Annotated in this window: 12 protein-coding genes and 2 pseudogenes; 6 read left to right on the top strand and 8 right to left on the bottom strand. The window is 65.1% G+C overall.

Annotated features, from left to right (window positions below; translation table 11 throughout):
• Window positions 1–50: 50 nt before the first annotated feature.
• On the top strand, window positions 51–1439 hold the full coding sequence (locus tag HU218_RS11410) for an aminopeptidase P family protein (RefSeq protein ID WP_174875066.1): 1389 nt from the start codon (window positions 51–53) through the stop codon (window positions 1437–1439).
• A gap of 102 nt (window positions 1440–1541) precedes the next feature.
• On the opposite strand, the gene HU218_RS11405 is transcribed toward HU218_RS11410, so the two are convergent.
• Window positions 1542–1937, bottom strand: a complete 396-nt coding sequence (locus HU218_RS11405) for a ribonucleotide reductase subunit alpha (protein WP_174875065.1) — start codon at window positions 1935–1937, stop codon at window positions 1542–1544.
• 286 nt (window positions 1938–2223) lie between these two features.
• On the opposite strand from HU218_RS11405, the gene HU218_RS11400 reads away from it, so the two are divergent.
• Window positions 2224–2820: a CBS domain-containing protein gene (locus tag HU218_RS11400; RefSeq protein ID WP_174875064.1), complete on the top strand. Its 597-nt coding sequence runs from the start codon at window positions 2224–2226 to the stop codon at window positions 2818–2820.
• Between the two features lie 76 nt (window positions 2821–2896).
• Here the strand turns inward: HU218_RS11400 and HU218_RS11395 are convergent, their stop codons facing one another.
• Window positions 2897–3361 carry an Lrp/AsnC family transcriptional regulator gene (locus HU218_RS11395; RefSeq protein ID WP_174875063.1) on the bottom strand — a complete coding sequence of 155 codons (465 nt, stop codon included), beginning with the start codon at window positions 3359–3361 and terminating at the stop codon, window positions 2897–2899.
• A gap of 137 nt (window positions 3362–3498) precedes the next feature.
• Between HU218_RS11395 and HU218_RS11390 the strand changes: the two genes are divergently transcribed.
• Entirely contained in the window at window positions 3499–4410 is a 912-nt protein-coding gene (locus tag HU218_RS11390) for a DMT family transporter (protein WP_174875062.1), read from the top strand.
• Between the two features lie 69 nt (window positions 4411–4479).
• On the opposite strand, the pseudogene HU218_RS17200 reads toward HU218_RS11390, so the two are convergent.
• From HU218_RS17200 to HU218_RS11370, 5 genes and pseudogenes are all read right to left on the bottom strand, one after another.
• Window positions 4480–4881: pseudogene (locus HU218_RS17200) on the bottom strand (methyl-accepting chemotaxis protein); the annotation flags it as partial.
• Window positions 4882–5295: 414 nt separating this feature from the next.
• A pseudogene (locus HU218_RS17195) lies at window positions 5296–6474 on the bottom strand (FIST signal transduction protein); the annotation flags it as partial.
• 189 nt (window positions 6475–6663) lie between these two features.
• The gene (locus HU218_RS11380) at window positions 6664–8034 is read right to left on the bottom strand and encodes an NAD(P)(+) transhydrogenase (Re/Si-specific) subunit beta (RefSeq protein ID WP_174875060.1); all 1371 of its coding nucleotides are present in this window, start codon (window positions 8032–8034) and stop codon (window positions 6664–6666) included.
• Window positions 8035–8043: 9 nt separating this feature from the next.
• Window positions 8044–8340, bottom strand: a complete 297-nt coding sequence (locus HU218_RS11375) for a proton-translocating transhydrogenase family protein (RefSeq protein WP_174875059.1) — start codon at window positions 8338–8340, stop codon at window positions 8044–8046.
• Window positions 8333–9490: a Re/Si-specific NAD(P)(+) transhydrogenase subunit alpha gene (locus tag HU218_RS11370; RefSeq protein ID WP_174875058.1), complete on the bottom strand. Its 1158-nt coding sequence runs from the start codon at window positions 9488–9490 to the stop codon at window positions 8333–8335. Before HU218_RS11370 ends, HU218_RS11375 begins: the two co-directional genes overlap by 8 nt.
• 563 nt (window positions 9491–10053) lie before the next feature.
• Here HU218_RS11370 and ugpQ point away from each other — a divergent pair.
• From ugpQ to HU218_RS11355, 3 genes are all read left to right on the top strand, one after another.
• Window positions 10054–10854, top strand: a complete 801-nt coding sequence (ugpQ, locus tag HU218_RS11365) for a glycerophosphodiester phosphodiesterase (RefSeq protein ID WP_246211028.1) — start codon at window positions 10054–10056, stop codon at window positions 10852–10854.
• A gap of 323 nt (window positions 10855–11177) precedes the next feature.
• Window positions 11178–11945, top strand: coding sequence for an ABC transporter ATP-binding protein (locus HU218_RS11360; RefSeq protein WP_174875057.1), 768 nt, complete (start codon window positions 11178–11180; stop codon window positions 11943–11945).
• Between the two features lie 28 nt (window positions 11946–11973).
• Window positions 11974–12939: a GlxA family transcriptional regulator gene (locus HU218_RS11355; RefSeq protein ID WP_174875056.1), complete on the top strand. Its 966-nt coding sequence runs from the start codon at window positions 11974–11976 to the stop codon at window positions 12937–12939.
• Window positions 12940–12945: 6 nt separating this feature from the next.
• On the opposite strand, the gene HU218_RS11350 is transcribed toward HU218_RS11355, so the two are convergent.
• On the bottom strand, window positions 12946–14067 hold the full coding sequence (locus HU218_RS11350; RefSeq protein ID WP_174875055.1) for an ABC transporter substrate-binding protein: 1122 nt from the start codon (window positions 14065–14067) through the stop codon (window positions 12946–12948).
• Between the last annotated feature and the right edge of the window lie 112 nt (window positions 14068–14179).

The following is a 14179-nucleotide window of genomic DNA, read 5'->3' as shown; positions in this document are numbered from 1 at the left end:
GATTGTATACAAAAATGCGCACTTTCCCGCCCCACCCGTGGAAGGCCGCCATGTTCCAGCCCGAAATCTATCTGCAGCGTCGCCAGCGTCTGGCCGCGCTAATGCCGGACAGCCTGTTGCTGTTCCTTGGCAACGTCGATTCGCCGATGAACTATCGCGACAATATTTTCCCCTTCGTGCAGGACAGCTCGTTCCGCTACTTCTTCGGCCTCAACGAGCCGGGGCTGGCCGGCGTGATCGATACCGCCAGCGGCGAGGCGACCCTGTTCGGCAATGATCCGGAGGTGGCCGACATCGTGTGGACCGGCGAGTTGCCGACGCTGGCCGCGCGCGCGGCGCAGGTCAAGGTTGGCCGCAGCCAGCCGTATGCCGCGCTGGCCGATGTGCTGGCTGCCGCCAGGGCCGCCGGCCGTGCCGTGCATTACCTGCAGCCCTACCGCGGCGAGAGCGTGCTGGAACTGGCGCGTCTACTGGCAAGCAGTCCGGACGACGCCCGGGCGGGCTACAGCACCGCGCTGACCCGTGCGGTGGTGAGCCTGCGTGAAATCAAGGGCGAGGAAGAAATCGCCGAGATGGAAGCGGCGCTGCAGATCACCCGCGACATGCATCTGGCGGCGATGCGCGCTGCCAGGCCCGGCGTGGTGGAGCACGCCATCGTCGGCGAGATGGAAGGCATCGTGCGCCGCCACGATCTGCAGCTGGCCTACCCCAGCATCTTCTCGCGCCGTGGCGAAGTGCTGCACAACCACCATCATGACCAGCTGCTGCAGGCTGGCGATCTGGTGGTCAACGACACCGGTGCCAACTCCGCCGGCGGCTACGCCAGCGACATCACCCGCACCATTCCGGTGGGCGGCAAATTCAGCCCGCGCCAGCGCGAGCTGTACGACACCGTGCTGGCGATGCAGCTGGCCGCCATCGACGCGGTGCGTCCGGGCGTCAGCTACCTCGCTATCCACAAATTGGCCGCACGGGTGATGGTCGAGCGCATGACGGCGCTGGGCTTCTTCCACGGCGATGCCGGCGAGATCGTGGACAGCGGCGCCTACGCCATCGCCTTCCCGCACGGCCTGGGGCACCAGATCGGCATGGACGTACACGATATGGAAGGCCTGGGCGAGGATCTGGTCGGTTACGGCGACGAGGCGGTGCGCAGCCCGCTGTTCGGCATGGGTTACCTGCGCCTGGGCAAGGCGCTCAAGGCCGGCATGGTGATTACCGTGGAGCCCGGCATCTATTTCATTCCGGCGCTGATCGACGCCTGGCAGGCCGAAGGCCGCCACGCCGGGTTGATCAACTACGCCAAATTCAACGAATACCGCGACTTCGGCGGCATCCGCATCGAGGATGACGTGCTGGTGACCGGCAGCGGCAGCCGCGTGCTGGGCGAGCCTATCGCCCGTACTGCCGATGAGGTCGAGGCGGTTATGGCAGGCTGACAACCTTGCCACCGGCCGCGGGTGCGGCCGGCAGTTCCATCGTCAATACCCCAATCCTTGCGCCGCCCTTCGGGGCGGATTTTTTTTGCCGGCCGCAGACGGTTACAGAAACTGCAGCAACTCGCCGTGACGGTTGAAGGCCAGGTAGCGGCCAACATCGCCGCCGGTCTGGATGGTCTGCACCATGCGCTTGAGCGGCGCATCGGCATCGGCACTGCCGCTGTCGTCGATGGCGGCGACGAACACCACCTGCCAGCTGTCGTCCATGCTGTCGGCCTGCTGCGCCAGCGCGGCAAAGCTGTCCAGCTCCAGCACCGACTTGTCCACGCACAGCGCCGGCAGCAGGATGCCGCCTTCGCCGGCAGCAAAGCGTGCGGCCTCGGCCGCGCTGTGGTCGTCGTGCAGGCGGCGGTTGCAGAAGGCGAACAGCAGCCGTTGCGGTGCCGGCTGGGCACGGGCGGCGGCCAGCAGGCTGGCAAAATCGGTAATCGGGTGCATGACGGACTCCGCAGCAAAAAGCCCAGTCTAGGCGCTGGCGGGCGGCATGCCGATACGCCGGAAGGAGGAGCCGGGCAGGGCAAAAGGATGGGGCGGGTAAATTCGGTTACACGAAAGGACGGCAAGCCGCGCCGTGGCGTGCTTAGATAGAAAGACCGGGAGGTGCCAAGGGGTGCCGCTGCACTGCCCGGCAGCATACCGGCCTGCGTGCCGCGGGCCGGCAAAAAGTAAAACACGGGAGTCGCCCGCGGGTGCGGGGGCTACCCGCCGTACAGGAGCCCGCATAATGGACTATCACGCCCTCCCTGGCATCAGCCTTCCCGTCGCTACCGACCTCATCCATGTCGAACAGCGCCCGCAGCGCCCACTGACACTGAAAAGCCCGGCGGTCGAGGTGCTCACCGATCTGCGCGTCATCGACCCGATCAGCATCACCGACGACACCCTGCTGGAAGACGCGCATGCGCGCATGGTCAGCCACGGTATCCGCCTGCTGTTTGTCACCAACGACGCCGGTGCCTTTACCGGCCTGCTGACCGCCAGCGACGTGCTGGGCGAGCGGCCGCTGAAGTGCATGCAGGGCAGTGGCAAGCAGCGCAAGGACCTGCTGGTGGCCGACGTGATGACGCCGCGCAACCAGCTGGAAGCGCTGAACATGGTCGATGTCAGCCATGCCTGCGTCGGCCATGTGGTGGCCACGCTGAAAGAGCACGGCCGCCAGCACGCGCTGGTGGTAGAGCGCAGCCCGCATAGCGGCCACCTGGAAATCTGCGGCCTGTTCTCCACCTCCACCATCGCCCGCCGGCTGGGGATCTCGCTGAACTTCCTGCGCGTGCCGCGCGCCTTCTCCGAGATCGAGCACGCGCTGCTGCACGAAATCTGAGTCCTCCGCGGCAGTGAAACGGCTTGCGGCCAACCTGTGGCGGTTGGCCGCATGGCTTTTGCCGCGCTGTCGGGGCTCAGTCCTCGTCCTGCGGCACCGCGGTGCGGTATTTGCAGGTATTGATCACTACCAGCGATTCGAATTCGCGCACATGCGGGTTGTTCATCAGGTGGGCACGGGCGAAACGCTCGTAGTCGCCCATGTCGCGTACCAGCACGATCAGCACGAAGTCCGGGCGGCCGGTGACGTTGTAGCACTCCATCACCTCCGGCGCCGCCTCCATCGCCGCCTTGAAGGCATCCACCAGTGGCGCCTGTGCGCGCTGCATCATCACGTTCACCACCAGCCGCAGGCTGCGGCCGAACAGCGCCGGGTCCACCAGCGCCACCTCGCGCCGGATCAGCCCCTCGCTGCGCAGCCGTTTCAGGCGGCGGGTGACGGCGGTGGGCGACAGGCTCACCGCCTCGGCCAGCTGGTCGTGGGTCTGGCGCGCGTCTTCCTGCAGCAGCGCCAGCAGTTTGCGATCGTAAGCATCCAGCATGTCAGGATTCCTGCGTAAAACGGCATTGAAAAGCAGCTTGGCTGCAGTTTGACGCATGATAACGCAGCAGGTGGCCGCGGCGCTGTTTCTACACTGTGCTCATCGCATCGGGCCTTGCCCGTTACCGGAGCCGCCGCATGAGCACCCTCAATCCCGCCCGCCGCCTGGCGGCCAACCTTTCCGCCAGCCTGAGCGCCAGTCGCTGGCTGCCGTACGCGCTGTTCGCCGGGCTGGTCACCATGTGGGCGTACAACTACGTGGTGATGAAGGTGACGCTGCAGGCGGCCACGCCGATTACCCACCTGATCATCCGCACCGCCATCGGCAGCGTGACGCTGTTCGGCGTGCTGCTGGCACGCGGCCACAACATCCGCCCGCAGCGGCTGCGCGATGCGGCCCAGGTGGGGCTGTCCAGCAACCTCCTGTACGGGCTGGCGGTCACGCTGGCGCTGGTGGCCGGTGCTGCCGGCCGCACCTCGGTACTGGTGTTCACCATGCCGTTCTGGGTCGCCCTGCTGTCGCGCTGGCTGCTGGCCGAGCCGTTCTCGCGCAATGCGCTGCGGGCGATGGCGGCCGGTTTTGCCGGCCTGATGCTGATCGTGGCGCCGTGGCAGCTGCATGGCGGCATGCTGCCGATGCTGTGCGCGGTGCTGGCCGGGCTGTTCTGGGCGCTGGGCTCGGTGCTGTCCAAGCGCGCGACCCAACGCGGCCAACTCGACAGCCTGAATTTCTCCGGCTGGCAGGCGCTGGTGGGGCTGCTGCCGATGTTGCTGCTGCTGCCGTTTGCCGACTTTGCCGCCATCCGCTGGTCGCCGGCCTTCGTGCTGGGCATGGTGTACTCCGGCGTGTTCTCCAGCGCGGTGGGTTGGCTGGCCTGGCTGTGGCTGTTGCGCCGGCTGCCGGCCTCCACCCTCAGTTTCAACGCGCTGGTGATTCCGGTGCTCGCGGTCGGCATGGCCGCCTACAGCCTGGGCGAATGGCCGCGTCCGGACGAGCTGCTGGGCATGCTGCTGATCGGTGCCGGTATCGTGCTGATCGCGCGGCGCTGATTCTTCATTGCTCCAAAAAACATGCGGCCAACCTTGGCAGGTTGGCCGCATGGCGTTTGTGGCAGGTGGCTACTGTTTTTCCAGCTTCAGGATGGCATCCAGCTCGCGGTCGACCTGACGCATGCGCTCGTACAGCGTTTCGGTCTGCGCCAGCATGTCGTCGAGACGCAGCTTGCTGTCCTGCGAGGTCTGCGCCAGCCCCTGCAGGGTGCCGACCACATTGCCCATCTCGCCGGCAAACTGGCCGACCTGCTCGCCCAGCGCGCGCACTTCGCCGCCGACATCGCGCACCGCGCGCATCACGTTGTCCACCGCATCACCGGTGGCGTCGAGGTTGGACTGGGTGTTGTTGGCCAGCTTGCGCACCTCGTCGGCGACCACGGCAAAGCCGCGGCCGGCCTCGCCGGCACGGGCCGCCTCGATGGCGGCGTTCAGCGCCAGCAGGTTGGTCTGCTCGGCAATCTTCTTGATCATCTGCATCACGTCGCCGATGTGCTGCGCGTCCTTTTCCAGGTGGCTGATGCGTTCGTTGGCCGCACCGGCGGAATCCGCGCCGCGGGTGACACCCTGGCCCAGCTGGCTGATGTCGCGCTCGATGCGCGCCAGATGGTCCACCAGCCCGGCGGTGGTGTCGCGGAACAGCGGCAGGTTGTCCATCAGCTGGGCGGCAAACTGCTTGTAACCGCCCAGCTCGTCGATGACGCGGCTCTTCATCGCGCTGGTCATGCGCGCGCGCTCCAGCTCGCGGCGGTAGAAGTAGGTCTTGAAGTTGGCGTAATGCACCGGGAAGCGGTCGACAAAGTCGTCGCGGAAACCGTCGCTGGCCGGGTAGAAGAAGATCGCGGTCAGGGTCTGGTTGATGTTGACGCCCAGCAGCTCGCCGAAGGTGGAGAAGCCGGCGGTGGGGATGTCGCCATAGACGTTGGCGCGGGCCAGCGCGCCGGCGTTGTTGAGGCGGCGCAGGATGCAGTCGTTGAGCATGCCGCCCAGCGGTTGCGGCTTGCCGCGGCTGAAGGCGTCGAAATCGCGGCGGGTGCAGTCGGCCAGATCCACGCTGCGCAGCAGGAACAGCTGCTCGCCGAAGGCGAGGTCGCAGGCAAACTGCAGGTAGCCTTCCTGCTCGTTGATCGCCAGCACCGAGCGCACGAAGATTTCGCCCTGGATCTTGATGCCGAAGCTGTGGCTCTGCAGCTTGCTGCCCAGCTCGCTGCGGCTGCAGCGGAAGTGCGCGGCCAACGCATCCAGCACGTTGCGGATTTCGCCGCTGTGCGGGTCGAGCACCGAATGCACATGGCGCAGCTCGGTGCTGGCCTCGGCGATGGTGAAGCTGGTGCCGGTTTCCTCGAAGTTCTGGCTCTTGAAGATGCCGTAGCGGTAGGCCGGCGCCAGCTTGATGAACACGAACACGGCGTGGCCGTCGCGCACCTGCTGGCCGTCGTACAGCCGTGTCATCGAGAAGTCCAGCGGGCCGCCGGCCGAGCCGCCGACAAACAGGTAGGGCAGGTTGCCGGCCTCGTACACCGCTTCCATCAGGTAGCTTTCGCTGTTGGACAGCCCGTCCACCAGCGTCAGCACGAAGCCTTCGTCGTGGCGCATGGCAAACGGCAGGTTGAGCCGCAGCAGCTGTTCCTGCAGCCGCTTGATGCGCGTGGCGTGGCTTTGCGACGGCTGCCCGCTCTTGATGTCCTCGCAGCCCAGCGGCACCGCCGCCACGTGGGCATGGCTGACCAGCGCCACGTCGAACAGCTGGAACACCATGCTCTGCCACTGGCCGCTGGCCGGCAGGTACAGGCTGTCGGCCGGCTGCAGGCTGCACAGTTCGCCGGCGGTGGTGGTGAGCAACACTTTGGCGTGCGGAAAATGCCGCGCCACGCTGCGGCCAACCTGTTCCAGGTTGGCCGTGGGGTTGAGATAGCCGATGACCAGGCTGATGCTGTTGCCGGCCTGCGCCGCGAGGGCGGCCTCGTAACCGTTGCTGTCGGTACGGATGATGCGGATCAGCGCTGGCTTGGTCTGGCCGTTACTGGTGGCTGGTGTGGTGGTTTTCTTGTTGAAGAACAGCATGCGTCACTCCACGGGGTAAGGGGGGCTGCAGATCCCTGCTGGGACGCTTTTAAACGTGGCATATCCGCCGTGCTATTACCATGATGCCCCGCAACAACAATGTCACTGCGACCAAAGTCGTAGCGGCGGCGGGCAAAGAAAAACCCCGCCGGTCGCGGGACGGGCGGGGTGGGGGTGGCGCCAGCCGGCTTAGTGGTTGACGGCTTTCACCAGGTCTTCCACCACCTTCTTGGCATCGCCGAACACCATCATGGTCTTGTCGAGGTAGAACAGCTCGTTGTCCAGACCGGCGTAACCGGCATTCATCGAGCGCTTCACCACGATCACGGTGCGCGCCTTGTGCGCTTCCAGGATCGGCATGCCGTAGATCGGGCTGGCCTTGTCCTTCTGTGCCGCCGGGTTCACCACGTCGTTGGCGCCGATCACCAGCACCACGTCGGTGTTGGCGAAGTCGGAGTTGATCTCCTCCATCTCCTGTACCTGCTCGTACGGCACCTCGGCTTCGGCCAGCAGCACGTTCATGTGCCCCGGCATGCGGCCAGCCACCGGGTGGATGGCGTAGCGCACGTTGACACCCTGCTCGTGCAGCAGCTCGGCGAACTCCTGCAGCGCATGCTGGGCGCGCGATACCGCCAGGCCGTAACCCGGCACGATGATCACGCTGTCGGCATTGCCCATCAGGAAGGCGGCATCATCCGCCGAACCGGACTTGTGGTTCTTCGGGCCGGAAGCCGCGCTGGCGCCGGCGGCCACTTCGGCACCGAAGCCGCCCAGCAGCACGCTGACGATGGAACGGTTCATCGCCTTGCACATGATGTAGGACAGGATGGCACCGGAAGAGCCGACGCAGGCACCGGCGATGATCAGCACCGGGTTGTTCAGCGTGAAGCCGATACCCGCCGCCGCCCAGCCGGAGTAGCTGTTCAGCATCGACACCACCACCGGCATGTCGGCGCCGCCGATCGGGATGATCAGCGTCACGCCCAGTACCAGCGCGATGGCGACCATCATCAGGAAGGCGGCGTGGCTGTCGGTGAAGAAGTAGGCGGCGCCGAAGCCGACCATCGCCAGCGCCAGCACCAGGTTCAGCAGATGCTGGCCGCCAAAGTTCACCGCCTTGGCGCCGAACTTGCCCGACAGCTTGCCGTAGGCCACCACCGAAGCGGTGAAGGTGATGGCACCGATGAAGGCACCGATGAACAGTTCCACCTTCTGCACGCCGGTGTGCTCGACACCGCTGTGGAAGATGGCGGCCACCGCGATCAGCACCGCGCTAAGACCCACCAGCGAGTGCATCGCCGCCACCAGTTCCGGCATGCCGGTCATTTCCACGGTTTTGGCTTTCCAGGCACCGATGGCGGCGCCGGCGACGATGGCGCCGGCAATCAGCGCCAGCACCGGCTTGTCCATCACCAGGAAGGTGGTGGCGACCGCGATCAGCATGCCCAGCATGCCGTAGCGGTTGCCCTGGATGGCGGAAGTCGGCGAGGACAGGCCTTTCAGTGCCAGGATGAACAGCACCGCCGCGACCAGATAGAGAATTGCAGAGATATTTTCCATGGCGGTTCCTTATTTTTTCTTCTTCTTGAACATGTCGAGCATGCGCTGGGTGACCATGAAGCCACCGAAGATGTTGATGCTGGCCAGGAAGATGCCGATCGCCCCCAGTACCGAGGTCAGGGTGAGCTGGCTGCCGTTGATGTCCACCACCTGCAGCATGGCGCCGACGATGATGATGCCGGAGATGGCATTGGTTACCGCCATCAGCGGGGTGTGCAGTGCCGGGGTAACGTTCCACACCACGTGGTAGCCGACGAATACCGCCAGTACGAAGATGGTGAAGCTGGAGATGAACGGATCAACCATGGATGGTCTCCTTCTTGGCAGCCGGGGCCACGTTGGCCGCAGGGAAGCGTACTTCGCCGGCATGGGTTACCAGGGTATGGGCCAGCAGCTCGTCTTCCAGATTCAGGGTGAAGCCGTCCTTGCCGAGCATCAGGCTCAGGAAGGTCAGCAGGTTCTTGGCGTACAGGCTGGAGGCATCGGCCGCCACCATGCCCGGCAGGTTATGGCTGCCGACGATGGTGACGCCGTTGTCGGTGACCACCACTTCGCCGCTGCGGGTCAGCTCGCAGTTGCCGCCGGCTTCCGCCGCGATGTCGATGATCACGCTGCCCGGCTTCATTGCCGCCACGATGTCGGCGGCAATCAGCTTGGGTGCCGGTTTGCCCGGAATCAGCGCGGTGGTGATGATGATGTCGGCGGCGCGCGCGTGCTTGGCTACCAGCTCGGCCTGGCGATGCTTGTAGGAGTCGGACATCTCGCGGGCGTAGACGCCGTCGTTGGCGAGGCGTTCTTCTTCCGTCATCGGTACTTCGATGAACTTGCCGCCCAGGCTTTCCACCTGTTCTTTGGTGGACGGGCGCACGTCGGTAGCTTCCACCACCGCGCCCAGACGCTTGGCGGTGGCGATGGCCTGCAGCCCGGCCACGCCAACGCCCATGATCAGCACGCGGGCCGGTTTCACCGTACCGGCGGCGGTCATCAGCATCGGCATGAAGCGCGGATAGTAGTGGGTGGCCAGCAGCACCGCCTTGTAGCCGGCGATGTTGTTCTGGCTGGACAGCACATCCATGCTCTGCGCGCGGGTGGTGCGTGGCAGCAGCTCCATGGCGAAGGCCGACACCTGCTTGGCCGCCAGCAGCGGGAAGGTGTCGTTGTGGTACGGCGCCAGCTGGCCGATCAGTACCGCGCCGTCCTTGAGTTCGGCCACGGCCTCGGCATCCAGCGGCCGCACGGTGAGCACGATGTCGGCGCCGGCCAGCGTGGCGGCGCGCGATGCGGCCAGGGTGGCGCCGGCTTCCGCGTAGGCCGCATCCGGTGCGGCGGCACGTAGCCCCGCGCCGGATTCGACCACCACGGTGTGACCCATGGCGACCAGTTTTTTCACCGTTTCCGGTGTGGCGGCCACGCGGCTTTCACCTGCCAGCCGTTCGGTGGCAATAGCGATTTGCATGGTCTTCCTTTCTGCAAAAGGTTGAATGAAAAATTTTAAAAACTGCGGAGATAGCGAACGCCCGTGCGAGGCTTGATTTCGAACGAGCGTTTGAATTGGTAATTAAGCACGACTCTTGATTTGGCGCAACGCTTTTACATAAACGCGACATCGATTTGATCGAAAATCTTGCGCGGCCGTGCTTTGTCTGGTCTATGAATACTGTCTGACAGTTTTTTAATCAAATGATTTAACTAACTATTTCCAGAACTGCGCGTTCTTGTGGCCGAACTGTTGCCAATTTTGTACGTTGTTGCGACGCAACATGTCATTGATAGCACACCCCGGCCGCAGCAAGCGATGCGACTTAGGTACGGCATTAATGCCAAAAGCATTAATAATTTTGTATCTGACAATAAAGTAAACCTTTTGCGACCAACGCTGTAAACGAGGGATTACGCTTAAGGGATAACCAGGGATCTCCCCCCGCAAACGCCGACTGGCTGGTGTTCGGCCGCTGTTCCGGTAGGCGGGACAAGGTAGCGCGTTGCGGATTTTTCTGCCTTCCGGCCAGCAAAGCAGCTATGACGAATGAACCGCAGCAGGGTGACAACAGTCTGTTGCAGCAAGATGGCAACCAGGAGAACCGCATGCATTGGCCCTATCCCGCAGGTTTTGCCCACCGTCTGGGCGGCGCGCTGGCGCCGGAAAACACCCTGGCCGGCTTGCTGCTCAGCCACCGGCTGGGGGTGAGTGGCGTGGAGTGCGATGTGCAGCTGTCTGCCGACGGCAAGGCGGTGATCGCGCACGATGCCGAGCTGGAGCGCTGCACCACCGGTAACGGGCCGCTCGGCGCGCAAACGTTGGCCGCGCTGCAGCAGCTGGACGCCGGCCGTTACTTCCATCCGGCCTTCGCCGGCGAAACCATGCCGTCGCTGGCGCAGCTGGCTACCCGCTGCCGCAAGCTGGGGATGGCGGTCAATCTGGAGCTGAAACCGGCCGGCGACGACGCCGCCATGGCGCGGCAGTGCGTGGCGGAGATCGCCGCCCTGTGGCAGGGCGCGGCGTTGCCGCCGCTGCTGTCGTCGTTCTCGCTGCCGGCGCTGGCGGCGGCGCAACAGGCGGCGCCGCAACTGCCACGCGCGCTGTTGCTGACGCAACTGTCGGACGAGGCGGTGGCGCAGGCGCTGGCGCTGGGCTGCCGCGCGGTGCATGTCTACCACCGCGCGCTCACCGCCGAATGGGTGGCCAACCTGCACCAGCAGTCACTGGCGGTGATGGCGTGGACGGTCAACCGCAGCGAAGACATGCAGCGGCTGCGGCAGTGGGGGGTGGACATGCTGTGCACTGACCGGCCGGACCGGCTGGAGCCGGGCTGGGCCTGAGCCGGCTCCCCGCTGGCAGCGGTGGCGCGGTGCAATTGCGCAAAGGTGACATCGATGTACAGATGCCGTCGCGCAGCGGCCGGTCTGGCCAACCGCGTTTTTAGCCCATGTTGCTGATTTGTAATGGGTTATTGGATGTTTGGCGTGGCTGCTGCACTGCGGCAAAGGTTGGCCGCAGTGATTGTGGCGCGCCGCAATTACTGAAATGATCCCCTCGCGCCGGTATGGCAGCCGGGCCTGCCCGGCCACTGCCCGCCGGCCGTTGTCGTCGGTCGGCATCCGGCTGCCGGCGCATTCCAGCCGCAGCCGCACAGGAGGGATTCATGTACAAACTGGTGGTAGACGATCTGCACAAGAAATACGGCGAGCACGAAGTGCTCAAGGGCATCTCGCTGAAGGCCAAGGCCGGCGACGTGATCAGCATCATCGGTTCTTCCGGTTCCGGCAAAAGTACCTTCCTGCGCTGCATCAACTTCCTTGAGCAGCCCTGCGCCGGCAGCATCACGCTGAACAACGAGGCCATCCGCACCCACCAGGACAAGAAGGGCGCGCTGCGGGTCAGCGACCCCAGGCAGCTGCAGCAGATGCGCACCAAGCTGGCGATGGTGTTCCAGCACTTCAACCTGTGGGCGCACATGACGGTGCTGGAAAACATCATCGAGGCGCCGATGCACGTGCTGGGCATCAGCCGCGACGAGGCGGTGGCGCGGGCACGCAAGTATCTGGCCAAGGTCGGCCTGCCGCCGGAGGTGGAGGGCAAGTTTCCGTCGCATATGTCCGGTGGCCAGCAGCAGCGGGTGGCGATTGCCCGCTCGCTGGCGATGGAGCCGGAGGTGATGCTGTTCGACGAGCCGACCTCGGCGCTGGACCCGGAGCTGGTGGGCGAAGTGCTGAAGGTGATGCAGACCCTGGCGGAAGAAGGTCGCACCATGCTGGTGGTGACCCACGAGATGGGCTTCGCCCGCGAGGTCTCCAACCACGTGGTGTTCCTGCACCAGGGACGGGTGGAAGAGCAGGGCGACCCGAAAGTGGTGTTGCGCCAGCCCAAGAGCGAGCGCCTGCAGCAATTCCTGCAGGGCAGCCTGAAGTGAGCGCTGGCATGGGCACAAGGTTGGCCGCATGAGTGTGCAGCAACTGGCGGTGCTGCTGCTGCCGCCGTGTTCGCCGTTCGGTATCGGCTGCTTTGCCGAGCCGTTCCTGCAGGCCAACCGTCTGGCCGGCAAGACGCTGTACCAGCTCGAATTCTATTCCTGGAACGGCCAGCCGCTGCCGCTGGGCGGCGGCATGAGCTATCCGGTGGCCGGCAGCCTGCGCGATGCCGGCCACTGCGACCAGCTGTTCGTGCTCAGCGAAGGCGTGCTGCCGTTTGCCGATGCCGCGCTGTGCTGCAACACCCTGGTCAGTCTGGCCGCCCGTGCCAGCCTGGTCGGCGGCGTGCATTGCGGCGCCTGGTGGCTGGCCAGTGCCGGCCTGCTGGACGGTCACCACGCCACCATCCACTGGTCGGAACAGCCGGCGTTTGCCGACCGCTTCGGCAAGGTGGTGGCCTCGCAGCATGTCTACGAACTGGATCGCAGCCGCTTTACCTGCGCCGGCGGCGTGGCGCAGATCGACGGCGCGCTGGCGCTGATCGGTCGCCAGCACGGCGTGGAACTGGTGGATGCCATCGCCGCGGTGCTGTGTGCCGAGCGGGTGCGCAGCAGTGACGAGCGCCAGCGCGTGCCGCTGCTGGCGCGGGTGGGCGAGAAGCATCCCAAGCTCACCGAGGCGGTGATGCTGATGGAAGCCAATATCGAGGAACCGCTGACCACCGACGAGATCGCCACCCTCACCAACCAGTCGCGCCGCCAGCTGGCGCGGCTGTTCAAGCAGTATCTCGACGATTCGCCATCGCGCTACTACCTGCAATTGCGGCTGGAGCGTGCGCGCCAGCTGCTGCGTAATACCGGCAAATCGGTGGTGCAGATCGGTCTGCTGTGCGGCTTTTCCTCCGGCCCGCACTTTTCCACCGTCTACCGTTCCTACTTCGGCATCTCGCCGCGCGAGGAGCGTTTCCCCGGCGACGACGTGCCAGACGAAGACTAGGCGCTGTTACACCGCGGTCTTGCCGTTGATGCCCAGCATGAAGGTGCCCTGCGGACGGATCGGCAGGTAGCGCTGGTAGAAGCCGAGGTAGGTCGCCTGCGGGTCCAGATCACGGAACAGGTCCGGATACAGCGTCTTGGCGATGTACTGCAGCAGGGCGGCATCCATCACGCTGCGGGTGGCGCCGTGGTACACGGCATACACGCGCTGCTTCTTCACCGCCGGCAGCTCGGCCCAGCCGCTGCGGCCGGTAAAGCCTTTCAGCCGCTGCAGCGCGGTGGCGGCCGGAATGTCCTGGCCGATCTGCATCGCGCTGCTGCTGGTTACGCTTTCATAGCCGGCGATCAGGATCACTTCCGGCTTGCTGGCCAGCAGCTGCTCCGGATGGATGGTGCCCCAGTTTTCCACGAACGGCGCCGCCACATTGTTGCCGCCGGCCAGCTGCGCCATGGCGCCCCACATATTCTTGCCGTAGGTGTAGCTGTATTCCGCCGGTCCCTTGTCCCCTAGCTCGATGTAGACCCGCGGTTGCGGGCGTTTGGCCTTGGCGATGCGCTGGGTGATGGTGGTCACCACCTGGCGGTAGTCGTCGGCAATGCGCTTGGCGCGCGCGGTTTCACCGGTGACTTCGCCCAGCACGCGGGTGCTGGCCAGGTGGCGCTCCAGTGTCTGGGCGTTGTAGTCCACCACCACCACCGGAATGCGCAGGCTTTCCAGACGGGCGACTTCGGCTCCCAGTGCCTTGTACTGCCAGTCGGCCAGCACTACCACGTCCGGCTTGGCGGCCAGCACTTTCTCGATGGAGAAGCTCTGGTCCTGTACATTGCCGACGTCCGGCACTTTCGCCAGCTGCGGTTTGCTGGCCACATACATCGCCCAGGTAGCCGGGCGCGATTTCACGAACCAGCCACGCGACATGCCGGCCAGCCGGTCGTAACCCTTGTCGCCGGCAACGGCGAAATAGTCCTCGATGTAGAAGCCCAGCAGCACGCGCTTGGCCGGGGCATCCACCGTCACCTTGCGGCCGAGCACATCTTCGATCACCACCGGTTTGGCGGCGGTCAGGCCGGCCAGGCAGCAGGTCAGCAGCCCGAGCGCCAGCTTGCTGAATCGTGGCAGGTATTGCATGTACTCTCCTTAAAACGATAATTATTGTTATTTGCGTTACGTTGGGCAAGACGTTGGCCGCAAAAAAAAATGCCAACGCCGCCCAGGCTGCCGCCGACGCGCAGGCCAGCCG

The organism is Vogesella oryzae, assembly GCF_902829295.1.
Lineage (GTDB): Bacteria > Pseudomonadota > Gammaproteobacteria > Burkholderiales > Chromobacteriaceae > Vogesella > Vogesella oryzae.
Note: the sequence above shows the minus strand (reverse complement) of the source record. Positions and strands in the feature narration are given on the sequence as shown.